The sequence below is a fragment of the Sphingomonas sp. 35-24ZXX genome, from assembly GCF_000786215.1.
Taxonomy (GTDB): domain Bacteria; phylum Pseudomonadota; class Alphaproteobacteria; order Sphingomonadales; family Sphingomonadaceae; genus Blastomonas.
The window spans coordinates 170,893-193,263 of record NZ_JROG01000001.1 but is presented as its reverse complement, the minus strand read 5'-3'; the positions used below and the strand labels follow the sequence as shown (position 1 = coordinate 193,263).

Sequence of the window (22,371 nt, the reverse complement as noted above, 5' to 3'; positions counted from 1 at the left end):
CGAGTGACCGGGTCACAGCGCGCGCCTGATTGTCGCGAGATGATTCACCGCATCAATGATCGTCGGGCCGCCGCAATGCAGCAGCCGCTCGGGGTAGCGGCGCACCGCGGTGGTCTGATTGAGCCCTGCCAGCACCGGATGACCCAGCATGCGATCGCTGCGGTCTTCCGCCCCCACCGACAGCAGCACCTCGGGCGGCTGCGCGACCAGATGCTCGAGCGGCAGCACGTCCCAGCGCTTGAGGCCGTAATCTGCGCTCATGTTGCGATAGCCGGTCCGCTGCAACAGCTCGCTGGCCAGCGTTCCCTCGCCCGGCACCAGCCCGCCACCCTGCCAGATGAGCGCCGCAGGCGCTGCGCCATGCTGCACCGACGCTGCGCGAACAGCCGCATCGATCCGCGCCACCAGCGCCTCGCCGCGCTTGGGCTGGCGAACAGCCGCCGCGATCGCTCTGATCTGTGCCCTGCTTTCCGCAATGCTCTCCGGCACGCCGATCTGGATCAGATCGATGTTCATCCGGTGCAGCGCGGCAATGGTGGCAGGCGCAACATGCGCCCCGGCGATCACGATATCGGGGGCTTGCGCCACCACCTCCTCGGCCGTGCCCGAGGTTGCCGCAAAGCGCCGCGCCAGATCGAGCGGGATCGAGGTTGCGCGCGGGTCCTTCGAATAATGGCTGATCGCGGCAATCTGCCCAGGGCTGGCCACCTGCATCAGCACCGCATCGACGCACGGGTTGATCGAGACCACGCGCGGCAGAGCCACGGGACCTCGCCGCTGCGCCGAGCGATCCGCGGCGTGCGAACAGCAGCCCGCGACCGCCAATCCCAGCAACAAGGCGAAGGCACGGATCAATATTCGACGCCCTTCTGCGCCTTGAATCCGGCCTTGAACGGGTGCTTCACTTCCTCGAACTCGGTCACCAGATCGGCTATCTCGACCAGTTCGGGCTTCGCGTTCCTGCCGGTGATGCAGATATGCTTGGTGAGCGGGCGATCCTTGAGGAACGCGACGATCTCCTCGATCGGCAGCGTATCCTGCCGCAGCACGATGTTGAGCTCGTCCAGAATGATGAAGTCATACTCGGGATCGAGGATCAGCGCCTTCGATCGTTCCCAGGCGGCGCGGGCGGCCTCGATGTCGCGGGCGCGATCCTGCGTGTCCCAGGTAAAACCCTCGCCCATCACCTCGAAGGTCAGAAGGTCGGGATTGGCCTGGAAGAAATTCTTCTCGCCGGTCTCCCAGCTGCCTTTGACATATTGAACGATGCCGACCTTCATCCCCCAGCCGAGGGAACGGATGGCCATGCCGAAGGCGGACGAGGATTTGCCCTTGCCGTTGCCGGTGTGGACGATCAGCAACCCGCGTTCGAGCGTGCGACGCGCCTGCATACGCTCGCGCGCGGCCTGCACCCGCTTCATCCCCGCATTGTGGCGGGCAAAGTCTTCCTCGGTCTCGGTCATGTTTTCCTCCAGGTGGTGAGAGCCTCGTCCAGTCTGGCCCAGTCGCTCTCGTCGCGCGGCAGGCCGATCCGCAGCCAGCGAGGTTCGTAATCGAACGGACGCGTGAGCACGCCTGCCTGCGCGAGATGAACGAACAGGCGATCGCGGCGCTCGGCTGACGCCAGCGCGAAAAACGCCGTCCGCCCGACGATGGCGATGCGGTGCCGGGTCAACAGATCGGCCAGCCGCTGCGAAGCCGTGGCCAGCCGCGCCCGCTGCGCAACGTGCCATGCGGCATCGCGATAGGCCGCGAGACCGGTTGCCAGCGCGGGGCCCGAGATGGGCCAGTCGCCGATCAGCGCGCGCAGGTCTGCGCCGATCGCAGGCGGCGCGATGACGAATCCCAGCCGCAATCCTGCAAGTCCGAAGAATTTGCCGAACGAGCGCAGCACGATCAGTCCTGGCCAGTTGCAACCGGCAAGGCTGGCGGCCTCATCCGCATCGGCAAAGGCTTCATCGACGATCAGGTGGCCGCCGCGCGCTGCCATCGTCAACGCCGCCCATTCCAGCAACAGCGGGTCGGCGACCAAACCATCGGGGTTGTTGGGGCGTGCGAGCACCAGCACGTCGTGCTTCGGCGCCATGATCCCGATGTCGTCGATCGCGCACTCCGCCGCGTCGTGGCCGCCCCACATCGATGCATGGCCCGAATAGCCGGGGCGGACGATGGCCGGGCGGAACACGAACGACCGCCGCCCCAGCAGCAACCCCAGCAGCCGCATCGCCAGATCGCTGCCCGGCACCGCCACGACACGCGCGGGGTCTGCACCGAAAAAACTCGCGGCAGCGGCCTCCAGCGCCGCAAGCTCGGCGGGATCGGGCAACCGTTCTGAAGCCCCGGTGGTCGCGACCCCGGGATAGGCCCAAGGCGCGATGCCGGTGGACAGATCGGTCCATCGCGCAATGTGCGGAAAGGCGGCGCGCGCCATGTCGATGCGTCCGCCGTGGCGGGCAAAGTCATCGATCAAGGCCCGCGCCGCCTGTACCATCAGTAGGTCAACCGCACGCCAACATAGCCGGCCCGGCCCGGCGAGCCATAGCGGAACACCGTCTCATACTGTTCGTCGAACAGGTTCTCGACCCGGCCATAGATCTCGACCCGCTCGGTCAGCGGGAAAGATGCGCGCAGGTCTGCCAGCACATAGCCTTCGACCTTGCGGCTGTTGTTGGCATTGTCGAAATTCGCGCCGACATGGGTCAGCGTGATCCCGGTCTCCAGCCCGAATCCCCAGCGATAGTCGACCAACGCGGTGACGCTGTGCTGCGGGCGGCGCACCAGCTGGCGGCCGAAATTGGCGTTGCCCGGCGAGCGGTTGGTGGCATCGGTATAGGTATAATTGGCCTGCAACCGCAGCGCATCGACCGGCTGCATCATCAGCCCGATCTCGACCCCTTCGGCGCGCGCTTTCGACACATTGTCATAGGTGCCCGAAGGACGGCCCGCGCAGATGCCGGTGCGCGGCAGCGGGCACGAGATGAAGATGATCAGATCATCGGACGTGCGGCGGAAAAAGGTGGCGCTGGCCTGCAGACGGCCCTCCACCAGATCCTGCGTGAACCCGGCATCCCAGCCTTTCGACCGCTCGGGCTGCAGCAGCTGGTTGCCGAAATCGCTCTGCAGCTGGAACAGCGAAGGGGCCTTGAACCCTTCGGCATAGCTGGCGCGCAGCGTCGTCCCGGTCTGGCTGATCGCGTAGACGCCGCTGGCGCCGAGGGTCGTCGCCCCGCCAAAGCGGTTGTGATCGTCATGGCGGACCCCGCCGGTCAGCGTCAGCCCAGCAACCGGGCTGGCCACGATCTGCGCGTACACGCTGTCGATCCGCGCGCGCCCGACCGATGGCACCGCACCGAAGCTGCTGCTGGAGAAGCGCGAGGTCTCGCGCTCCAGCCCGCCGGTCAGCTGCCAGCCATCGGCAATGTCGAAAATGCCCTGATATTCTATGCGTTCGTTGCGGCCATGGCCGGCGAATGTCTCGGTCGCAGGGCCATCGAGCGCGATGCTGCGCCTCCGGGTGTCGGTATAGGCATAGCCCAGCCGGTTGCGGAAACGCCCGTCGAACAACGCGGCGTTGATGCCGGTATAGCCGACGATCTCGCGGGTGCGTGATTCCTCGTTGACGTCGCCAAAGGCAAAGTTCGGCGGCGGGAAGCCGTCGATGTTCACCCGGCCTTCGGAATACCAGCCGCGCGCATCGACCGACAGCCAATCGCTCACCGCCAGATTGACATTGCCGTTGGCGCCGTAGTTCTCGTAACCGTCCTTCTCGACGCCGCCGCGCGCCTCGCTGAACGCCGAAATACCATCGGTGCGGAAATAGCCTGCGCCCACGCTGGCCGTGAGCGGCCCTGCCTTGCCCGCAACATTGCCGACCAGTTGGCCGGTGTCGCGATAGCCATATTCGCCGCGCAGGTTGACGTTGAGGTCGTCCGTCGGCTGCCGGGTGATCATGTTGATCACGCCGCCGATCGCCTGGCTGCCCCAGAGCACGGACGAGGGGCCGCGCAGCACCTCGATCCGCTCGATATTGCCGATCAGCAGGTTGCCGAAGTTGAAGCCGCCGCCCGGCGATGACGGGTCGTTGAGCTTGATGCCATCGACCAGAGCCACGGTCTGGTCGCTTTCCGCGCCGCGAATGAACACCGATGTCGATGTGCCGATGCCACCGTTGCGCGCGATGCTGACGCCGGGGACGGTGCGCAGGATGTCGGCGACCGCCTGGGTCTGCCGCCGCTCAATCTCGGCGGAATCGATGACGGTGATCGACTGGCCGACGCGCTCGATCGGTTGTGCGGTGCGGTTCGCGGTGACGACGATCACCGGTTCGCGTTGGCTTGCCTCGGCAAGCATGTCCTGCGCCATCGCGGCAGCCGGCAGGCTGGCGCAGAGAGCGGACGCGGAAATGGTAACTTTCAGAAATGGATTAGGCATGTGTATCCCCTGTCAAACAACAAGGGGCAACGCGCGCCAATGGCACGACAGAGCTATCGCTGGCTTGTCACCCGCGCGCGCACCCCGACCGATGTCGTCACGCGAGGATGAACCTCGATCACGCTGAACACCCCGTCCGCGCAAAGGACCGACTGCGTCAGGCAGGTCTCCTGGCTCCCGGGTCATCGCCTTCGCCCCGCCTTCCCGGACGCAGAAGCATCCAGTGGCATTTCAGGGCGACCGCTATCCGGTCACAGTTGCGGGGACAGCCGCGGATTACAGGTGGATACCTGCTTCCGCGTTCCCTATTAATCCCATCTCTGGGAACCTGTCGCGTCGCCGCATTATTGCGAGTGAAAACGCTTTGCAAGGAAAATGGACGGATGCGGTGCTGACATTCATCACGGGTGGCGCGCGCTCGGGCAAGAGCGCGCGCGCGCAGAAACTGGCCGAAGACTGCGCCGGAGAGCTTGTGTACCTCGCCACCGCGCAGGCGTTCGACGATGAGATGACCGACCGGATCGCACGCCATCGCGCCGACCGAGGGCCGCGCTGGCGCACCGTCGAATGCCCGGTCGATCTGCCCGAAGCCATTGCCCGCGAAGCAGCGCCGGATCGCGTGCTGCTGGTCGATTGCCTGACCTTGTGGACCAGCAACCTGCTGCTCGCCGAGCATGATTTTGCCGCCGCCTCGCAGCGCCTGATCGACGCCCTGTCGCAGGCCCGGTCGCCGGTCATCCTGGTGAGCAACGAGGTCGGCATGGGCATCGTGCCGGACAATGCACTCGCCCGCCAGTTCCGCGACATGGCGGGACGGCTCAACCAGGATGTCGCCGCGATCGCGGATCGCGCCGAGCTGGTCGTCGCGGGCCTCGTGGTTCCGCTCAAACCCGCGCCTGGTTCCGCCTGACGCCAGCGGTCAGCCCGTCACCTCCAGCAGATTGTCGTCGGCATTGCGGTCGACGTATTTGTTGTACGGGTCGATCCCCGCATGGGTCGGGCGGCGCCTGGTAATGATCCGCAGCGTCTGCTTGCCGCTGGTGATCGGCTTGCGCTCCATCAGCAGCACGTCCTTGGCGGCAAAAGCCCCCTCGCCCGGTCGCGCAGTGAACAGACCGACATCGATGGTGTCGGTCAGTGGAGCCTCTTTCTCGACCCCCTCGCCGTCCGCGTACAGCTTTCTTGCCTCGATCGTCAGTACGGTCTCGAACCGGCCGGGCGCCAGCTGCCGCGTGGTCGCGCCGGTCGTCTTGAGATCGTACACCGTGATCCGCTCGAACAGGTCGCTGACCAGCGCGCGTTCCGCCGGGGTCCGCGCCAGCGCCTTGAGGGCATCGACCAGATCGGTCGATCGGGCATAGGGCTGGCTCTTGAAGCGATAGCGGTCGAGCAAGGCCGCGAGCGCCGCATTGACCCGGGCCTCGCCCAGCCGATCCTGAACAAGGTACATCGCCAGCGATCCCTTGTTGTAATGGATATAGCCCTGGTTCTCGACGCGGTTGAGCGACAGTTCCTCGACCACTTCGCTGCCGCGTGCGCGCAGATAGCGATCGAGCTCGTACTTCAGGAAGCGGCGGATCTGGTCCTCGCCATACAGGTCCTTCATCACCATCAGCGCGCCATATTGCGCCAGCGTCTCCACCAGCACGGTGCCGCCCTGCATGTCCGCGCTGATCAGCTGATGCGCCCAGTACTGGTGCGCCATTTCGTGCGCGGTCACATAGGTCACATAGTCGATCGCTTCGGGATCGCGGGTATCGGCGATGAAGCCGATGCGCTCCGAATAGGGAATGGTGCCCGCGAACGCCTGGGCAAAGGCCGCATAGCCCGGAAACTCGATGATGCGGGCATAATCGAACTGATAGGGGCCAAAAGCGCTGCGGTAGTAATCGAGCGAAAGCTGCATCGCCTTCAGCATGCGCTCGACATTATAGGCATGGCCGGGGTGGTACAGCACCGACAGTGCGACATCGCCCGAGCGGGCCCTGGCTTCGGCATAGCGCGCCGACTGGACCGAGAAGAACGCCAGGATCGGCGCGCGCGAGACGAAGCGGGCGGTCCGCCGGCCATCGCGGGTGACATCGGACACCTTACTGCCCGGCGCGATTGGCGTCTGGTCGGCGCTGGTCGAGACCGTGATATCGGCCATCACCCAATCGGCATCGCCGATATAGTTGCGCCGGGTCGCCGCCAGGTTTTCAAGCTTTGCCGGACGCAGCTCGGCAGGCAGGCCATATTTGCGGCGCTGGGTCCGGTCGGTGAGCAGACCGAAGCGACTCATGCCGATCAGCGGCGCAAACTGCTGGTTGTTGAGAAAGCTGCCATTGGCGACCAGATTGGTGTCGTCACCCGTGGCGCGGAAGCCCTTCTGCTGACGGCGCGTGACGAAATCCATCGCCAGCGTGGCTCCCGGCGCCATCGGCGTGGCAAAGCTATAGATGCGATACTGGTCGCCTTCGTCGTTGAGCTCCAGCCTGGCGCCCGGCACGGTGAGCTTGACCAGCCGCGTATCGACATCGCCCATGCGCACATGCAGCGTTTCGAGCGGCGCACCGGTATCGTTCACCAGCATGTAGCGTCCCTGCGCTTCCATCCGGCGCTCTTCGGGGTAGAGATCGATCCGCATCCGCATCGCGGTGGCCGACGGTTGCAGGACGTTCTCGTACTTCAGGAACTTCTTCTCATAGTCGGCCTGCATGGCGCGCATGCCGTCGCGGGTTCGGTATTCGTTGAGCACGTTCATGTTCCAGTAGAGGAACCCGCCGGTGCCGACGAACACCAGGGCCGCGCCCGCGATCAGAAGGCCGGGCACGCCGCGCAGCCGCGCAGGCGCGCGCTGCAGCCGTGCCTTCAGCCGCGTCTCGGTTCCGCGTCGCCACAACAGATGCGAGACCACGATCAGGATCAGCGCGAATGCCGACCAGTAGAGCCTCAGCCACCATCCCGCCGGTCCCCCGGCCTGGATGCCGTTCATGTCCGAGGGGGTGACGATCCCGGTCTGGCCATAGGAATAGAGCGGGTGTTCGAACCCGATACCGGACAAGGTGATCGTCGCCACAAGATACACCACCATCAGCCCCCAGCCGACATATTTGTTGGGGCTGAGCGATTGCAGGAACACGGCCAGCACCGCAGTCAGGATCATGTCCACCGTCAGCGGCAGCAGATACCAGGAGGCGAACTGGCCGACTTCGATCACCGCCCCGCCGCGCATCATCTGGATCGCGACCCCTGCCAGCATCGACACCAGCAAGGTTGCAAACAGCACCATCGCCACCGCCAGCGCCTTGGGCACGATATAGGCCCAGTTGGGCAGCGCCGTCGCATCGACGATCTCGTGCATCCGCCGGTCGCGGTCGCGCCAGACGACCTCGCCCGCGTAATAGATGGCGATGATGATCGGGATGATCGCGAACGTTCCGGTCAGCGTCTCGATGATCGTGAAGGTCACCGGCCGGGCGGGCGTGCCGTACAGCTCGTTGGCGGTCCACAGCGCCGCGCAGGCGTTGACCAGGCCGATCAGCAAAAGCACGAAGAATGCCGGGCTCTTGACCAGTTGCAGGATCTCGAAACGGCAGCGGAAGATCAATTGGGTGGCCCAGGCCCGTTCAGGATCGGTCGCAGGCAGTGTCGCGACCAGCAGCGGCGCATCGCGGCCGAGCTTGGCCTCGGTTTTCGCCTGCCGCCGCAGCTTGCGCTTGGAAATGCCCTTTTCGGCAAAGCTGAATCGCCAATAGGCAAAGGCCAGCGCGACCAGCCCCACGCCGATCGCCAGTGCGCGGTTGGCCAGCAGCACGCCATCGAGCGGCGGCGGCATCAGATTGGATTCGGCCGCCGTCCAGTAGCGGGTCGCGGTCGCGACGGCACCGATGCCGAACGGTTCGATATAGGCGACCGTCTCGCGCAGTTCGGGCCGCGATCCGACCAGCCCGACCAGCACCAGATAGCCGACCAGGAACACCACCACGCCGACATAGCTGTACATCATCGATCGCGTCACGGTGGCGACGGCAAAGAAGATCGCGGCGGTCAGGAACACATTGGGCAGCGCCAGCGCGCCATAGGCAAAGGCGTAATATTCCAGGCGGTTGGGGCCCAATGTTTCGGCGTCAAGCCAGGGCATCAGCGAGCCCAGCCACATTGCCAGCGGCACCGCGATAAACGCTATCGCGGCGGCCAGTAAAGCGCCTGCGAACCGGCCGATCAGATAATCGAACTTGCGCACCTGGGTCGATCGCACCATCGGCCCGAAGCCGCTTTCATCATCGCGGACGATGACGTTGGCGACGAAAGCGGTGGTCACGAACATGAAGAAGATCGAGAGAATCAGGTGCGTCTGCGCGATCGCCGTCGGCGCGTTGGCGTGGACGTTGCCTCCGCTGCCGATCTGGATCTGGTCGATCGTCATCGCGCCGAAGGTCAGCAGGAAGAACAGGATGGTCACCACCCAGAAGACCGGGCTGGTCATCTGGTAGCGAAGCTCGAACCCGGCAATGCGGCGGAACATGCGCGGTGCCCCCCTCAGGCCGCTTGCGTGGCGGGCGAGAGGCGGCTGCTGGCGAGGGTGGAGAAATAGACATCCTCCAGCCCGCCATCGACGCTGGCGAACCCGTCACCCGGGTCGCTGGGCGACACGATATGGATGACCGTCCGCCCGGCAAACAACCGGGTGGAGATGACGCTGTAGCGGGCGCGGTAATCGTCGAGCGCGTCACGCGCAATCGTCTTGGCCCAGATGGTCCCGCGCGTCTGCGCGATCAGGTCGTGCGGCGCGCCTTCGCTCTGGATGCGTCCAGCCGCCAGGATCGCCATGCGCGGGCACAGGTCCGCGACATCCTCGACGATGTGCGTCGACAGGATGATCACGACATTCTCGCCAATTTCGGCGAGGAGGTTGAGGAAGCGGTTGCGCTCTTCCGGGTCGAGCCCCGCGGTGGGTTCATCGACGATGATCAGCTGCGGCTGCCCGATCAGCGCCTGGGCAATACCGAAGCGCTGCCGCATCCCGCCCGAAAAGCCCGCGATCGCCTTCTTGCGCACGGCCCAAAGATTGGTCTGGTTGAGCAAAGTCTCGACCGTCGCCTTGCGGTCCGCCGCCGACGCGACCCCCTTCAGGACCGCCATGTGATCGAGCATGTCATAAGCCGAGACGCGCGGGTAGACGCCGAAATCCTGCGGCAGATAGCCCAGGGTGCGGCGCAGCTGCTCTGGCTGCGCGATGACGTCGATATCGCCGAAGCGGATCGACCCTGCGGTCGGTGTCTGCAGCGTTGCGATCGTCCGCATCAGGGTGGACTTGCCCGCGCCATTCGGGCCGAGCAGCCCGAACATGCCCTTGGGGATCGTCACGCTGACATCATCGAGCGCGCGGGTTCCGTTGGCATAGACATGCGTTATGTTGCGAAGCTCGAGCATCATCACCTCCGTTGGTGACGGAGAGGCTAGCGCGCTGTGTTACCGGTGTAAATCACCAAGACGCGGTATTCCGACGATTTTTTGCTGATCGCCGCGCCATGACAGAAACAGCGGTCCCGGCAGCGGCTGGGCAGAGCCCATTGGCGCCACCGGGATTGCCAGGCTGCCGATCAGGCCACCGTCTCGATCGCTGCCGGGGGCGTCCATTCCTGGCCCGCCATGAACGCGTCGAGCGGGGTATCGGCGAAATGGTTGGTATAGTTGGAAATCAGCTTCACCGCTGCGGCCAGGATGACATCCAGGATCGCGCGATTGTCATAGCCGGCAGCCAGAAACGCCTGCGTATCGGCTTCGGACACCCGTCCTCGCTGGCGTGTCACCTGCTGGGCAAAGCGGCGCAATGCCTCCAGCCTGACATCATCGATCGGCGTGCCTTCACGGATCGCCGCAATATGCGCAGCCTTGACGCCCGCCATCCTGGACAGGCCGCTGTGGCCCGCCATGCAATAGCCGCAGGCGTTCTCGAAGATGATGGCAAGATACACGATGTTGCGTTCTACCGGCGAAAAGGCCGTCTTTTCGAACAGCGCCCAGGTGGCAGCATAGGCTTCCAGCGCCTGCGGGCTTTCGGCCAGCACATTGTGCAGATTGGGGACGAAGCCCCAGGCATTGCGTACGTTGTCGAGAATCGGGCGCGAACCTTCGGGGGCGGTGCTGGCGGTGTGAATGGTGAACTGCGACATGCTTCATCTCCGGTGCTGTCGGCATCCGATCCATTCGAAGCCGATTGAGATGAGATAATCCGAGGTCCGATCGGCGATAATCTTGTCTTTTTGCATATCATTGATACGCTTTGCGTATGAGTAACGGTCTTCTCGAGCAATTGCGGGTGTTTGCCCGCGTCGTCGAAACCGGCAGTTTCACGCGCACCGCCGCAGAGCTGGGACTGACGCAGCCAAGCATCAGCCGCCAGATCGCCGCGCTGGAGGATCATTATCAGGCGCGGCTGCTGGAACGCTCGACCCGCCGCGTCCGCCCAACCGAGGACGGGCAGATGGTGTACGGCCACGCGCAAAGGCTGTTCGATGCCGCCGCCGATGTCGAGGCGAGCCTGGTTGCGCGCGGGCGCGATATCCGCGGCAAGTTGCGCGTGACGGCATCGGTGGTGTTCGGCAGGCTGGAGCTGCTGCCGCGGCTCGGCAGATTGATGGACCGATATCCGGGGATCGACATCGACCTGGCGCTGACCGACCGGTTTGTCGATCTGGTGGAGGACGGGATCGATATTGCGATCCGCATCGGCGCCGTCGAACAGGCCGGTTTCATTGTCCGCAACATCGGCCATACCCGCCGCATCGTGGTGGCGCATCGCGACTATTGGCAGCGCGAGGGGCTACCGCAGCACCCGTCCGACCTTTCCGACCACCAGTGCCTGATCTTTACCGGGTTGCACGAACAAGGCAGCTGGGCGTTCGAAAGCGCAGAAGGCGCGCTGGCAGTCCCGATCCACGGGCGGCTGACGATGAGCACCTCCGATGCGCTGCGCGAGGCGGTGCTGCTCGGGATGGGGCCCAGCATCACGCCGTCCTGGTTCTTCCGCGACGAGCTCGCCACCGGTGAGGTAGTCGAAGTTTTGGCGGACTATCAGGCCGCACCGCGCAGGGTGCAGGCGGTGATGCCTTCCAAGCGGCTGCTGGCCCCGCGGGTCAGGGTCTTTTCCGATTTTCTGGCGGACGAGCTGCGCGGCGATCCTCATCTGGGGTGATGCGGGATCCGCCAGTTGGCCCGCCGCCGGCTATCCCAGCCGCCGCGCGTTTTCGCCGTGTGCCAGGTCCACCACTGTCGGTGGGGGCATGCTCTTCTCGTTCGGGGCCAGGCCGGTGATCAGCCGCGCGCCGCGATCGAAGGTCAGATAGTTCCACATCCAGGTGGTCCCGACGACGAAGCGGTTGCGAAAGCCGACGAGGAAATAGAGGTGCGCGGTCGACCACAGCAGCCAGGCCGGCAGCCCCTTCATCCGGGTCCAGCCGAAATCGACCACCGCGCGCTTGCGGCCGATGGTGGCGAGCGTACCGAAATCGCGATAGCGAAACGGCCCCGGCACGGCCCGTCCGGCGAGGCGCGCGGCGATGGTGCGCCCGACATGCAGCCCCTGCTGCTTGGCGGCGGGCGCTATGCTGGGCACCGGGCGGCCGTCCGCGCGGGCGATCGCGGCCGTATCGCCGATCACGAAAATCTCGGGGTGCCCAGGCACGCTCATATCCGGCGCGACGCATACCCTGCCCGCCTTGTCGGCCGGGCTGTCCAGCCATTGCGCCGCAGGAGACGCCTGGACGCCCGCCGCCCAGATCACCGTCGCCGCCTTGATCCGATCCTCGCCGACGACGACGCCGGTGGCATCAATATGGTTCACCCGCCCGCCAAGGCGCACATCCACCCCCAGCATCTCTAGCGAGCGCCGCGCACTATGGGCGAGGTCTTCGGGGAAATTCGCAAGCAGCCGGTTGCCCGCTTCGATCAGGATGATGCGCACGCATTTGGGCGTGACATAGCGGAACTCCATCGACGTCGCATGCCGGGTCAGCTCGGCAATGGCGCCTGCCATTTCCACCCCGGTGGGGCCACCACCGATGATGACGAAGGTGAGGAATTCCTTGCGCTCGGCGACATTCTCCTGGCGGTTGGTTTCGGCGCACTCGAGCGCGAGCAGGATCTTGCGCCGTACTCTGGTGGCATCGTCGATGGTCTTGATCCCCGGCGCAAACTCGGCCCAGTGATCGTTGCCGAAATAGCTGTGCTGCGCGCCCGTGGCGAGGACAAGGCTGTCGTACTCGACCGTCGCCCCGCTCTGCAGCCGCACCATGCGGGCTTCGCGGTCGATGCCCGTGACCGTGTCGAGCAGCACGTGCATCTGCCGGTGGCGCTTGACGATGCTGCGAATGGGCGCCGCGATATCCGCAGGCGACAGTGCTGCGGTTGCCACCTGATAGAGCAGGGGCTGGAACAGGTGATGGTTCTGCCGGTCGATCAGCGTGATCTCGGCATCGACCCGGCCAAGACCGTTGATCACCGAAAGGCCGCCAAAGCCGGCACCGACGATCACGATGCGGGGCTTGCGACCGGGAAGTTGCGCAGAAGGCGTATCGGGCATGCCACCAGCCTAGGACACGCGATCCGTGCCGGGAAATGCCGCCTGTGCATCGGTTCCATGCACGGCGCGAAGCCTTCCACCATGCACAGTGCGTATCGACTAGATACGCCCGCGCCTCTTCCGTCCGGCTGGCCGGGCGTGCATAAGCCATTGATGGAACAGACCAAGCGCCTTTATGAAAAGCTGCAGTATTGCACGCTCGAAAATGCCGAGTGGACCGGGCTTTACGATGATTTTGTCGGCCGGCTGACGATGCTGGAAACTGGGCATTGCGCGCCCGAGCCGGGCATGCGCTTTCCCGATCTGCAGTTGCCCGACCACAAGGGCCGGTACCAAAGCCTGGCTGCACTGGCCGCAACCGGTCCGCTGGTGATCAGCTTCATTCGTGGCGGATGGTGCCCCTGGTGCCGGAACGAGCTGGAAAGCTGGCTCGACACCATGACGGCGCTGGAGGCCGCCGGCGGACGGCTGGTGGTCATCGTTGGCGAGGTCGCCGGGCGCGCCGACCGGATCGAGGCGATGCTCGACGGGCGGGCGATCGTGCTGTGCGACGTCGACCATGGCGCCGCGCTGGAGCTGGGACTGGCCTTTCATGCGGGGGCGGACCTGGTGCAACGCTATCTCAAGGCGGGTCTGGATCTCGCCGATATCTATGGCACCGACGCGGGCATCCTGCCCGTTCCGGCGACGTTCGTCATCGATACCCGCAGCGTTGTCCGCTATGCCTTTGTCGATCCTGACTTCCGCGTCCGCGCCGAACCGGCCGAGATGGTATCGCTGGTGCGCTCACTCAGCCAGGCCGACAGCACCACCTGAACCTCCCGCCTACCGCTCTCCCGCCTATCGCCCTCCCGCCTCCCGATCATCGCGACAGCGGACCAGAAAGCGTGTCTGCAGGCAGGCTGCATGCACGGGGCGTATCGATTTCATTCCTGCCTGATACGTTCACGCAGACCCATGCCCGGGCAATAACGGATCATCGCAGCGCGGCTCATCCGCGCCGATCCGGAGACCTGCCATGTCGATCGTCAGCCAGCCCGCCGCCCCCCATGCTGCCGCTGCCGAGGATGACGAATGGGGGCAGCTGATGGCTGCCGCGCTCGCGGGCCATGGCGGCGCCTACAACCGGCTGCTCAACGAGATCCAGCACTGGCTTCAGCGCTATTTCCTGCGCCGTCTGCCGATGGGCATGGCGGATGACGCCACCCAGGAATGCCTGCTGGCGGTGCACCAGAAGCGCCACACCTACGAGCCTGGTCGCCCCTTCCGCCCGTGGCTGGCCGCGATTGCCCGCTACAAGTGGATCGACCGGCTGCGCGCCATGGGCCGCAAGCCGACCGTCTCGCTCGACGAGGAGCTGTTCGAGCCGTCGGTCGATGGACACGAGACCAGCGTGACCAGCGCCATCGTGCTGGAGGAGCTGCTCAGCCGGCTGAAGCCCGCGCAGGTGTCGGTCATCCGCCTGGTGAAGATCCAGGGGTTCAGCATCGAGGAAGCCGCCAGCATGACCGGCCAGTCGGAATCGCTGGTCAAGGTCAACATTCACCGCGGCCTGGCCCGGCTTTCGAGCTTTGCCAATACCGCCGACGCCCCTCAGAGCGCGTAGCAGGACAGGTCATCGGCGATCGTCATCGGGCCCTGATAGGCCTGGCGAATAGCGGCCTCACCCTCGGACTGCCTGACCAGGGCACGCTGCATGTTGTGCGACAGCACCAGCAGACGGGGGTTGATCGCCGCCGCCATCTCGCCGATCGACGATGGCGGCCGATGCAGGCCACGCGGCTGCCCCTCCCCTTGCGGAATGACATTGTGGGCGATCAGCAGATCGGGCCGGCGGCGGGACAGGATGGCGACGAAGTCTTCGCTGAATTCGTTCTGGTCGCCTGCGAACACGACCATCTTGCCACGGATCTCAATCACATAGGCCAGCGCCGGAACCACGCCATGCTGCACGGGGACAGGGGTGATCGTGAGGCCGGTCAGCGCATCGGCAAAAGGTGCCGCGGGGCCTTCGGCCGGGATCTCGACCGGAACGAGCATCGGCTTGCCGGTGGTGCCGTCCAGAAACCCCGAAAGATAGCGGAACGCCCCGGTCTCAGGGTCGAAAAGCGCGCGCAGATGGGCGCCGACTCCCGGAAAATGCGCGTTGCCCTGTGGGCCCAGGATCGGCAGCTTCTCGCTGCGGTCCGAAAAGCTGCCGCTGTTCAGGATGGCGGCGAGATCGGCAGCATGATCGGCGTGGAAATGGGTGAGCGCGATGACCCGGTGATCCTCGAACCGCGCACCCGCTTGACCATATCGAACGAACGCCCCGCTGCCGGTGTCGATCACGGCAGCAGCCTTGCCATCGATCCAGATGATGGCGGATGAGCCTGCGCGCGGTCCTTCTGCGATCGGCCCGCCCGACCCCAGAATCTGGACGGCAAGCGGGCCTTCGCACGCAGCATGGGCGGGCAGCGGCGCTGCCAGGGCCCAGATCGAGGTGGCCAGACCGATTGCAAGACGCGGCATCAATACATTCCTTTTGCGGGTAAGGGCGGTCATGCGGCAGCCCGGGCTCGGGGGGGGCGTGCTCGGGGGCAACCGGCGCTGCCGCATGGTGGCCGGGATCAGGGCTCCGGACACGCAATGCCCTTCGATCCAACAGCCTGTCAGGTTACGCCGGGTGCGGCACCCGCGTCCGTTGGCCGATTTGCCGCCGGTTGTAACCGCGGCGTGCTCTGCCACGTATGACGCGGTCAACGGGCCAGTCCCCATGATCCGCGCCGGGAGATCGCGCGGCGCTCGCAGACAAAAGAGATTGAAATGACCCATCAGGCCCTTGTGCAAGCGCTGTGTGATGACCTGACCCCGGTGCGCGCGCCGCGTTTCGAGCAGCAACTGGCCCGCGCCATCGCTGCTGGCGCGCTGGCATCACTGGCGATCGTGCTGTTTTCCCTTGGCCTGCAACCGGGCTTGTCCAGCCTGGCGGCCATGGCCGCGCTGGCGCTCAAGCTGGGCAGCATGCTGGCCATTGCCGGCATCGCCGTGCGGGCCATGCGCGCGCAGGCGCGGCCGGGCCGAGCGGGCGCTCCCTTGCTGGCGCCGATCGCCTTCGTTGCGCTCGCGCTGCTCGCGATTGCCCTGGCCCAGTTGAACGGCGCACCGCTGCAGGACGGCGCCCAGCTTTGGCTCGGGTCGTCATGGCCATCGTGCTCGCTGCGCATCACCGCGCTGGCGCTGCCGCTGATCGTCGCCATCGGCTGGGTCATGCGCCAGATGGCGCCTGTCCGTCTCGCCGAAGCCGGTGCCGTGTGCGGCCTGGCGGCCGGAGCGATATCGGCGGCGATCTATGCGCTCGCCTGCACCGAGCAATCTGCCGGCTTCGTGCTGCTATGGTATTCGCTGGGCATCGCCGCAGCCAGCGCGATCGGTGCACTCGCCGGACCGCGCCTGCTGCGCTGGTGAGTGCGTGTCCGGCGTGTAACCGGCGAACCTGCCGCAGCGAACTCTCCCCTGCCAGTCAGGCACATTCCTTCAGACGACCTACCCGGAGAGAAACCCATGAAGACCGTTCCGAAAACCATCAGCCTCGCTGCAACCGCTGCTATGCTTGCCATGTCGGGCATGGGCATGGCGGCGCACGCTGCAGAAGGCGCAAAGGGCGCCAAGGACCTCGTCCACTGCTATGGCGTCAACACCTGCAAGGGCACGTCGGACTGCGCCACGGCCAAGACCTCGTGCAAGGGCCAGAACGAATGCAAGGGCAGCGGCTTCATCGCCACCACGGCCAAGAAGTGCACCGAAATGGGCGGCAGCCTGACCGAACCCAAGTAACAGGCCCGCATGACGATGCCCGGTCGGTGTCTGCGGCACCGCCGGGCCGTTTGCGCGCCAGGCTGTCATCCACCTGTCCCAGAAGGTGCCCCTTGAATGACCCAGTGCGATCTTCCTCGGTTTGGCGGCTTTGGACTGGGGATGCGATCACCGCATTATCCCGCCTATCTGTCGGGCGAGGCCCCGGTCGATTTTGTCGAGATCATCTCCGAAAACTTCATGGGTGCAGGTGGACGGCCGCTCTACACGCTCGACAAGGTGCGCGAGCGCTATCCGGTTGCGATGCACGGCGTCTCGATGTCGATCGGTTCGGCCGACGGGCTCAAGGGCGATTATCTAGCCCGGCTCAAGCAACTGGCCGACCGGATCGATCCGCTCTGGGTTTCCGATCATCTGTGCTGGACGGGGATCGATGGCTTCAACGCGCATGATCTGCTGCCCCTGCCCTATACCGCAGAGGCGCTGGACATGGCCGCTGCCAATATCGCGCTGGCGCAGGACCTGCTGGAACGCCCGCTGCTGATCGAGAACCCGTCGAGCTATATCAGCTTTGCCGATGACGTGATGCCCGAATGGGCTTTTCTGGCCGAACTTGCCGAGCGCACCGGCTGCTATCTGCTGCTCGATATCAACAACATCCATGTCAGCGCCACCAACCATGGCTTTGATGCGATGACCTATATCGATGCGATCCCCGTCTCCCGCGTCCGTCAGATCCATCTGGCCGGGCACAGCGCCGGGCGCGACGGGCTGCTGATCGACACCCACGATCACCCGGTGCCCGACCCGGTATGGGCGCTGTATGCCAAGGCGATCCGCCGCTTTGGCGATGTCGCGGTGATGATCGAGCGCGATGACGATATCCCGCCGCTGGAAGAGCTGATTGCCGAACTCGACATCGCCCGCCGCCTTGCAGGGCTAGTGGAAAGCGCAGCAGCATGAACTTGGCTCAACTGCAGCGCAATTTCAGCGGCTTCCTGCGCGGAGACGGGACGGCAGCCTTCGCCGCCGTTGCGCCATCGGCCAAGCGGGGCCTGCCGGTCTATCACTACGCCTATCGCGCCACCCTGGTCGCGACGCTGCGCGATGTCTTCGAGCGGACCCATGGCTGGCTGGGCGACGATCGCTTCGACACGGCCGCCCGCACCCATATCGCCGAACACCCGCCCCACAGCTGGACCCTGGCAGATTACGGGCTGGGCTTCAACGAAACGCTCGCCAGCCTGTATCCCGACAATCCCGAGGTGGCGGAACTGGCATGGCTCGACTGGTCGCTGCGTGCCGCCTTCAACGGGCCGGATTCGGCGGAACTGGATGTGACCGCGCTTGCCACGCAGGATTGGGATGCCGCCACGCTGGAGCTTGCCCCAACCCTCGTCTGGCGCGAGATCCGCACCAATGTCGCCACCCTGTGGCATGCGCTGGAGACCGCCTGCGACGATCCCCCCGCCGCCGAGCTGCTCGATGGTCCCGCCGTGCTGACGGTCTGGCGCCATGGCCTGATGCCGCGCTTCCAGACCGTGACGGCTAACGAGCATCGCGCCATGCTGCTCGCTGAGGCCGGCATGGCCTTCGGGCTGATTTGCGAGATGCTGGCGGCGAGCCACGACGACCCTGATGCGGCGGCGGCCGTTGCGGGCAGCATGCTGGGGCGCTGGATTGCCGAAGGCGTGCTGGTCGGCGTTGCGTGACGGGCCGACCGGTCAATGATCAGGCGCTATGGAACCGATGCGCCCAGGGCCTGTTTGCAATGCGCAGCTAGGGGTGCATGATGCTCCGCATGATCCCGGATCGGCCCAGTGACCCGTCCTTAGACCCATGGGAAGAGCCCTCCAATGCGTTGGTTGCGCAGCTGCGCGCGCGCAAGGCCGGGTCGCGCGCGCCGCGCCTCAACGATCCCTTTCCCGATTTCATGCTGCCCGACTCGCAGGGCCACCATGTCGCACTGCGCAATCTGATCGGCAGCGGACCGGTCGTGCTCGGCTTTCTGCGGGGGCGCTGGTGCCCCTATTGCGCACAGGAACTGGCAGCCTGGCATGATGCGATGCCCCGGCTTGAAGCCGAGGGCGGAACGTTTGTCGCGATCAGTGCTGAAACCGGCGGGCTTGCGGAGCGCTTTCGCTGCGAGATTGCTCCGGGCGCACGGATGCTGTGCGACATCGACCATGGGCTGGCGATGATGCTGGGGCTGGCGTTCCCCATCGGCGAGGACCTGCACCGCCTCTATGTCGATGCCGGGCTCGATCTGGCCGGCATTTTCGGCAATTCAGGGCGCATCCTGCCGATCACCGCGACCTATGTGATCGATGCCGATGGCATCGTCCGCTATGCCTTCGTCGATCCGGATTTTCGCGTCCGCGCCGATCCGGCCGCGGTCATAGCCGCGGTCGAGGCGTTGCGCGGTCAGCCGCGAGACTGAGGTGGGCCATGGCCGTCAGCGCCACGACCGCACCTTGATTGCACGCGCCAGCGCATCGGTGGCAGCCGACCGTTTGCGACCCGATACGGTGGCAAACACCGTGGTCCGCTCGATGCACAGGCTGTCCAGCGCGATCCGCTTGACCGTTGCCGGCAGTTCGTGGGTGGCGGGCACCAGCGCGCAGCCCAGCCCCGTCGCCACCAGATCGACCAGATCGCTATCGATCCGTGCAGCATGCCTGAATTCCGGCTCAATCCCCGCAGCAGCGCACTGAGCCTGAAACTCCGCGACGACATCACCATCACCAGCGATCCAGGGCATGCCCGCCAGATCCCGCCAGTCCGCCGGATCGCGCTGCGCCAGCGCACTGTCGTGCGGTGCTATGATCGCGAACGGTTGCCGGGTCATCGCAATCGTGTCCAGCCGCTCGGGCAGTTCGCGCGGCTGATGCAGCACCGCAGCATCGATATCGCCCTTCAGCAAATCCCTGAGCAGACTGGTGGCATCGGCGCTGGTCACTGAAAGCTGGAAGCCGGGCAGCGCCCCCACCACCTCGCTCAAGGCACGCCCCAGTTCGGGCGACAGCGTCCCGGCAAGGCCCAGTGCCATCGGAGCCTGCGTCTGCTTGCCGATGCCCTTGGCCAGCATCTTGGCGGCCTGCGCGGCATCGTAGGTGCGCTGGAGATGCGGCACCATCTGCCTGCCGAGCTCGGTCAGGTGGGTGAGCGACCGCTCCCGCCGAAAAAGCAGGCCGCCGAATTCCTCCTCGAGCTTCTGGATCGCCCGCGTGAGCGAGGGCTGCGTGACATTGCACTCCTCCGCAGCCCGCGTGAAGTTGAGCGTGCGGGCAGCCGCCAGGAAATATCGAACCTGATGCATTTCCATTTCAGGTGCTCCGGGCCTCGATGTCGGCAAAACCCCAATTTTTCGACGGCAGGCCGGTCTGTCTCGCAGCTGCGATACAAACTGATCTAATGCCAAACCGGCGTCAATCGCACGTATTCGACTTTCATTTAGTCAGTAATAGAATTAATGTTGCGTAATGCGTGTGGCGGACCGAAAGGGGCAGAGCGCGGATCATGGCAGAAATCTCGACCTGGATGAAAAGCTTTGTGGCCGTGACCGAGGCAGGCAGTTTTTCGACGGCCGCAGACAGGCTCGGCAGCAGCCAGTCGACACTATCCAAGCATGTCGCAGCGCTGGAGGCGCATTTGCGAACGCGGTTGTTCAACCGCACCACCCGGTCGCTGACGCTGACCACGGATGGGGCCCGGTTCTATGAAAAGGCGCTGGGGGTGCTCGATGCCATCGAGGCGGCCGAAGCCTCGGTCGGCCTTTCGGGAGAAGCCGAAGGCGTCCTGCGGATTACCGCCCCGCTGACGCTGGCCGAAAGCCGTCTGATCCCCATGCTCAAGCGGTTTCTGGCCGCCAACCCCAAGATCGAGATCGACTTCACCGCCTCGGACCACGCGCTCAACCTGGTGGCGGACAATCTGGATCTGGCGATCCGCGTCGGCCAACTCACCGACAGCCGCCTGATCGCGCGCAAGGTCGGGATGGCGCGCCGCGTGGCGGTCGCCTCTCCCGCCTATCTGGACAAGGCCGGGCGCCCGCACCATCCATCCGATCTGGCCGGGCACAACTGCCTGTCCTATTCGCTGCTGGGAACGGGAACCCGGTGGACCTTCGTCGGCGGGCTGACAGTCGACATATCCGGCAACCTCAGGGCAGACAGCCCCAATCTGCTGCGCGCCGCCACGCTCGCGGGGATCGGTATTGCCGTCAACGCGCGCTGGCTGTTCGAAAGCGAGATCGCCGACGGGCGGCTGGAAATCGTTCTGCCCACCTATGAACCCGTGCCGATGCCGATCCATATCGTTCTGCCGCCGGGTCGCCATGTGTCGGCTCGCACCCGCAGCCTCGTCGAGTTTCTCAGCCGTGAATTCGCGCTCGACAGCCTGCTCGCCACCGGCGGCCCCTGACAGGCCACGCCCGGCCCGCGCCCGCCCTCATCCCGCCGAAAGCGATACCATCGGGCGACGGGCCTTCGCCAGCCAGAGCAGGGTGCACACCGTGGCGGTCATGATGGCATAGGCGGTCAGCCCGCTCACCGTGCCGGCCGGAATCGCGGCGAGCAGCAGGCTGTCATTGCCGCCGGGGATCAATGTACCACCAAAAGCCATCACCGCCCCGCCGAGCAGCGAGCGCCCGATCGGGATCAGCGACGGCCGCTGCAGCACGAACGCGCCGGCACGCACGGCAGCGCAGATCGAGCCCGCCACCAGCGCGATCGCAATGGCCAGCGCACGGGCGTCGAGGTGCACATCCATGCTCCCGCGGACGATCGCGGCGTGCACGGCGTCCGAATAGGTCCATCGCGGCTCAAGACCAAAAAGCAGCGCGCCGCTGATCCCCATGATCAGCATGACGCGGCGGGGCCAACGGCGTGCCGTCGGGTGCAACTTCGCCTGCCGCCCCAGATACAGCCAGGCGGCAATCAGCGATATTGCAAAGGTCGCAACCACCAGCCCGCCTGCCAGCGAGGGGCTTGCCGCCAGATGCCGCGATGCCATGCTGCCGGCGAGCATGCCATACCGGTCCACCAATCCAAATCCGATCGCCAGCCCCAGAGGCAACGCCAGGAACCGCACCTCGCCCTGCCCGATGCGGGCGAGCGTGCCCAGCAGACAGGCATCATTGATGACGGCGCCGATGCCGATCAGCATGGCACCTGCCACCAATGCCGCCGATATCGGAACGTCGGCAGTGACAAGAAAGCGCGGGTGCCACAGCCAGCTCAGCGGATAGGTCACCAGCCCGGCGGCGCTGGCGGCGATCACGAAGCCGACCAGCATGGTGCCCTGCCGCCCCGAGACAAGCTCCTTCCCCGCCGTCACGGCGCAGGTGCTCCCCCGGCTGATCGACAGCCCGACCAGAAAGGCGCAGGCGACAAGGGCTAGAAGCAGCAGCACGGCCACCGCCGGCAAGATCGCTCCAGCATCAGCCGCCCGGTCCTGCCGGGCGCGCCGCGCGTTTTGCTGCCGTCCATTCTTCCCTATCCCCCATCCATGGCCTCGCAGCGTTGTTTCGCTGCGGGGAGGCGATAGGTTTCAGGTCGGCATGGCTTTGTTCAGAGGGC

At 65.5% G+C, this 22,371-nt stretch carries 21 protein-coding genes and 1 riboswitch; of the genes, 10 read left to right on the top strand and 11 right to left on the bottom strand.

The annotated features are described in order from the left end of the window. Window positions 1-12: 12 nt before the first annotated feature. The 4 genes from LI72_RS00850 to LI72_RS00835 form a co-directional block, all read right to left on the bottom strand. Window positions 13-765: an ABC transporter substrate-binding protein gene (locus LI72_RS00850; protein WP_231562319.1), complete on the bottom strand. Its 753-nt coding sequence runs from the start codon at window positions 763-765 to the stop codon at window positions 13-15. 86 nt (window positions 766-851) lie between these two features. Next, window positions 852-1,463 carry a cob(I)yrinic acid a,c-diamide adenosyltransferase gene (gene cobO, locus LI72_RS00845; RefSeq protein ID WP_033923987.1) on the bottom strand — a complete coding sequence of 204 codons (612 nt, stop codon included), beginning with the start codon at window positions 1,461-1,463 and terminating at the stop codon, window positions 852-854. Beyond that, window positions 1,460-2,491, bottom strand: a complete 1,032-nt coding sequence (locus tag LI72_RS00840; RefSeq protein WP_033923986.1) for an aminotransferase class I/II-fold pyridoxal phosphate-dependent enzyme — start codon at window positions 2,489-2,491, stop codon at window positions 1,460-1,462. The genes cobO and LI72_RS00840 overlap by 4 nt, the downstream gene beginning before the upstream one ends. Next, entirely contained in the window at window positions 2,491-4,431 is a 1,941-nt protein-coding gene (locus LI72_RS00835; protein WP_052129374.1) for a TonB-dependent receptor plug domain-containing protein, read from the bottom strand. The genes LI72_RS00840 and LI72_RS00835 overlap by 1 nt, the downstream gene beginning before the upstream one ends. 142 nt (window positions 4,432-4,573) lie before the next feature. Beyond that, window positions 4,574-4,778, bottom strand: a riboswitch (cobalamin riboswitch). A gap of 41 nt (window positions 4,779-4,819) precedes the next feature. Between LI72_RS00835 and cobU the strand changes: the two genes are divergently transcribed. Next, window positions 4,820-5,341 carry a bifunctional adenosylcobinamide kinase/adenosylcobinamide-phosphate guanylyltransferase gene (gene cobU, locus LI72_RS00830; RefSeq protein ID WP_033924296.1) on the top strand — a complete coding sequence of 174 codons (522 nt, stop codon included), beginning with the start codon at window positions 4,820-4,822 and terminating at the stop codon, window positions 5,339-5,341. Between the two features lie 9 nt (window positions 5,342-5,350). Here the strand turns inward: cobU and LI72_RS00825 are convergent, their stop codons facing one another. The 3 genes from LI72_RS00825 to LI72_RS00815 form a co-directional block, all read right to left on the bottom strand. Then, on the bottom strand, window positions 5,351-8,938 hold the full coding sequence (locus LI72_RS00825) for an ABC transporter permease/M1 family aminopeptidase (protein WP_033923985.1): 3,588 nt from the start codon (window positions 8,936-8,938) through the stop codon (window positions 5,351-5,353). Window positions 8,939-8,952: 14 nt separating this feature from the next. Then, entirely contained in the window at window positions 8,953-9,846 is an 894-nt protein-coding gene (locus tag LI72_RS00820; protein WP_033924295.1) for an ABC transporter ATP-binding protein, read from the bottom strand. A gap of 170 nt (window positions 9,847-10,016) precedes the next feature. After that, complete coding sequence (locus LI72_RS00815) at window positions 10,017-10,589, bottom strand: carboxymuconolactone decarboxylase family protein (RefSeq protein WP_033923984.1); 573 nt, start codon at window positions 10,587-10,589, stop codon at window positions 10,017-10,019. Between the two features lie 116 nt (window positions 10,590-10,705). Here LI72_RS00815 and LI72_RS00810 point away from each other — a divergent pair, with 116 nt between their 5' ends. After that, window positions 10,706-11,611 (top strand): LysR family transcriptional regulator, encoded by a 906-nt coding sequence (locus tag LI72_RS00810; RefSeq protein ID WP_033923983.1) that lies wholly within the window; start codon window positions 10,706-10,708, stop codon window positions 11,609-11,611. Between the two features lie 30 nt (window positions 11,612-11,641). Here the strand turns inward: LI72_RS00810 and LI72_RS00805 are convergent, their stop codons facing one another. After that, window positions 11,642-12,997 (bottom strand): NAD(P)/FAD-dependent oxidoreductase, encoded by a 1,356-nt coding sequence (locus LI72_RS00805; protein WP_052129372.1) that lies wholly within the window; start codon window positions 12,995-12,997, stop codon window positions 11,642-11,644. A 153-nt stretch (window positions 12,998-13,150) separates the two neighbouring features. On the opposite strand from LI72_RS00805, the gene LI72_RS00800 reads away from it, so the two are divergent. Further along, window positions 13,151-13,813 (top strand): peroxiredoxin-like family protein, encoded by a 663-nt coding sequence (locus tag LI72_RS00800; RefSeq protein WP_052129371.1) that lies wholly within the window; start codon window positions 13,151-13,153, stop codon window positions 13,811-13,813. A 202-nt stretch (window positions 13,814-14,015) separates the two neighbouring features. Next, entirely contained in the window at window positions 14,016-14,603 is a 588-nt protein-coding gene (locus LI72_RS00795) for a sigma-70 family RNA polymerase sigma factor (protein ID WP_052129370.1), read from the top strand. On the opposite strand, the gene LI72_RS00790 is transcribed toward LI72_RS00795, so the two are convergent. Continuing rightward, a complete protein-coding gene (locus tag LI72_RS00790; protein WP_052129369.1) occupies window positions 14,591-15,508 on the bottom strand; it encodes an MBL fold metallo-hydrolase in 918 nt (305 codons plus the stop codon). The two genes, LI72_RS00795 and LI72_RS00790, sit on opposite strands and share 13 nt — an antisense overlap. A gap of 294 nt (window positions 15,509-15,802) precedes the next feature. Here LI72_RS00790 and LI72_RS00785 point away from each other — a divergent pair, with 294 nt between their 5' ends. The 5 genes from LI72_RS00785 (at window position 15,803) to LI72_RS00765 (ending at window position 19,232) form a co-directional block, all read left to right on the top strand. Continuing rightward, complete coding sequence (locus LI72_RS00785; protein ID WP_033923982.1) at window positions 15,803-16,444, top strand: NrsF family protein; 642 nt, start codon at window positions 15,803-15,805, stop codon at window positions 16,442-16,444. A gap of 96 nt (window positions 16,445-16,540) precedes the next feature. Next, entirely contained in the window at window positions 16,541-16,813 is a 273-nt protein-coding gene (bufA2, locus tag LI72_RS00780) for a BufA2 family periplasmic bufferin-type metallophore (RefSeq protein ID WP_033923981.1), read from the top strand. 96 nt (window positions 16,814-16,909) lie between these two features. Further along, the gene (bufB, locus tag LI72_RS00775) at window positions 16,910-17,755 is read left to right on the top strand and encodes an MNIO family bufferin maturase (RefSeq protein WP_033923980.1); all 846 of its coding nucleotides are present in this window, start codon (window positions 16,910-16,912) and stop codon (window positions 17,753-17,755) included. After that, window positions 17,752-18,504 (top strand): HvfC/BufC N-terminal domain-containing protein, encoded by a 753-nt coding sequence (locus LI72_RS00770; protein WP_033923979.1) that lies wholly within the window; start codon window positions 17,752-17,754, stop codon window positions 18,502-18,504. The genes bufB and LI72_RS00770 overlap by 4 nt, the downstream gene beginning before the upstream one ends. Before the next feature lie 89 nt (window positions 18,505-18,593). Next, window positions 18,594-19,232 (top strand): peroxiredoxin-like family protein, encoded by a 639-nt coding sequence (locus LI72_RS00765; protein WP_197051757.1) that lies wholly within the window; start codon window positions 18,594-18,596, stop codon window positions 19,230-19,232. Window positions 19,233-19,247: 15 nt separating this feature from the next. Here the strand turns inward: LI72_RS00765 and LI72_RS00760 are convergent, their stop codons facing one another. Beyond that, window positions 19,248-20,111, bottom strand: coding sequence for a LysR family transcriptional regulator (locus tag LI72_RS00760; protein ID WP_197051755.1), 864 nt, complete (start codon window positions 20,109-20,111; stop codon window positions 19,248-19,250). 200 nt (window positions 20,112-20,311) lie between these two features. Between LI72_RS00760 and LI72_RS00755 the strand changes: the two genes are divergently transcribed. Beyond that, window positions 20,312-21,214, top strand: coding sequence for a LysR family transcriptional regulator (locus LI72_RS00755; RefSeq protein WP_033923978.1), 903 nt, complete (start codon window positions 20,312-20,314; stop codon window positions 21,212-21,214). Window positions 21,215-21,241: 27 nt separating this feature from the next. Here the strand turns inward: LI72_RS00755 and LI72_RS00750 are convergent, their stop codons facing one another. Beyond that, complete coding sequence (locus LI72_RS00750) at window positions 21,242-22,210, bottom strand: YeeE/YedE thiosulfate transporter family protein (RefSeq protein ID WP_033923977.1); 969 nt, start codon at window positions 22,208-22,210, stop codon at window positions 21,242-21,244. Window positions 22,211-22,371 lie beyond the last annotated feature (161 nt).

Bases quoted from the DNA above. Each gene is read 5' to 3' on its own strand.
- LI72_RS00805 (WP_052129372.1), bottom strand. From the start codon at position 12,997: ATGCCCGATACGCCTTCTGCGCAACTTCCCGGTCGCAAGCCCCGCATC.
- LI72_RS00815 (WP_033923984.1), bottom strand. From the start codon at position 10,589: ATGTCGCAGTTCACCATTCACACCGCCAGCACCGCCCCCGAAGGTTCG.
- LI72_RS00835 (WP_052129374.1), bottom strand. From the start codon at position 4,431: ATGCCTAATCCATTTCTGAAAGTTACCATTTCCGCGTCCGCTCTCTGC.
- LI72_RS00825 (WP_033923985.1), bottom strand. From the start codon at position 8,938: ATGTTCCGCCGCATTGCCGGGTTCGAGCTTCGCTACCAGATGACCAGC.
- LI72_RS00755 (WP_033923978.1), top strand. From the start codon at position 20,312: ATGGCAGAAATCTCGACCTGGATGAAAAGCTTTGTGGCCGTGACCGAG.
- LI72_RS00810 (WP_033923983.1), top strand. From the start codon at position 10,706: ATGAGTAACGGTCTTCTCGAGCAATTGCGGGTGTTTGCCCGCGTCGTC.
- LI72_RS00790 (WP_052129369.1), bottom strand. From the start codon at position 15,508: ATGCCGCGTCTTGCAATCGGTCTGGCCACCTCGATCTGGGCCCTGGCA.
- bufA2 (WP_033923981.1), top strand. From the start codon at position 16,541: ATGAAGACCGTTCCGAAAACCATCAGCCTCGCTGCAACCGCTGCTATG.
- bufB (WP_033923980.1), top strand. From the start codon at position 16,910: ATGACCCAGTGCGATCTTCCTCGGTTTGGCGGCTTTGGACTGGGGATG.
- LI72_RS00840 (WP_033923986.1), bottom strand. From the start codon at position 2,491: ATGGTACAGGCGGCGCGGGCCTTGATCGATGACTTTGCCCGCCACGGC.
- LI72_RS00795 (WP_052129370.1), top strand. From the start codon at position 14,016: ATGTCGATCGTCAGCCAGCCCGCCGCCCCCCATGCTGCCGCTGCCGAG.
- LI72_RS00800 (WP_052129371.1), top strand. From the start codon at position 13,151: ATGGAACAGACCAAGCGCCTTTATGAAAAGCTGCAGTATTGCACGCTC.
- LI72_RS00770 (WP_033923979.1), top strand. From the start codon at position 17,752: ATGAACTTGGCTCAACTGCAGCGCAATTTCAGCGGCTTCCTGCGCGGA.
- LI72_RS00760 (WP_197051755.1), bottom strand. From the start codon at position 20,111: ATGCATCAGGTTCGATATTTCCTGGCGGCTGCCCGCACGCTCAACTTC.
- LI72_RS00765 (WP_197051757.1), top strand. From the start codon at position 18,594: ATGATCCCGGATCGGCCCAGTGACCCGTCCTTAGACCCATGGGAAGAG.
- cobO (WP_033923987.1), bottom strand. From the start codon at position 1,463: ATGACCGAGACCGAGGAAGACTTTGCCCGCCACAATGCGGGGATGAAG.
- LI72_RS00820 (WP_033924295.1), bottom strand. From the start codon at position 9,846: ATGCTCGAGCTTCGCAACATAACGCATGTCTATGCCAACGGAACCCGC.
- LI72_RS00785 (WP_033923982.1), top strand. From the start codon at position 15,803: ATGACCCATCAGGCCCTTGTGCAAGCGCTGTGTGATGACCTGACCCCG.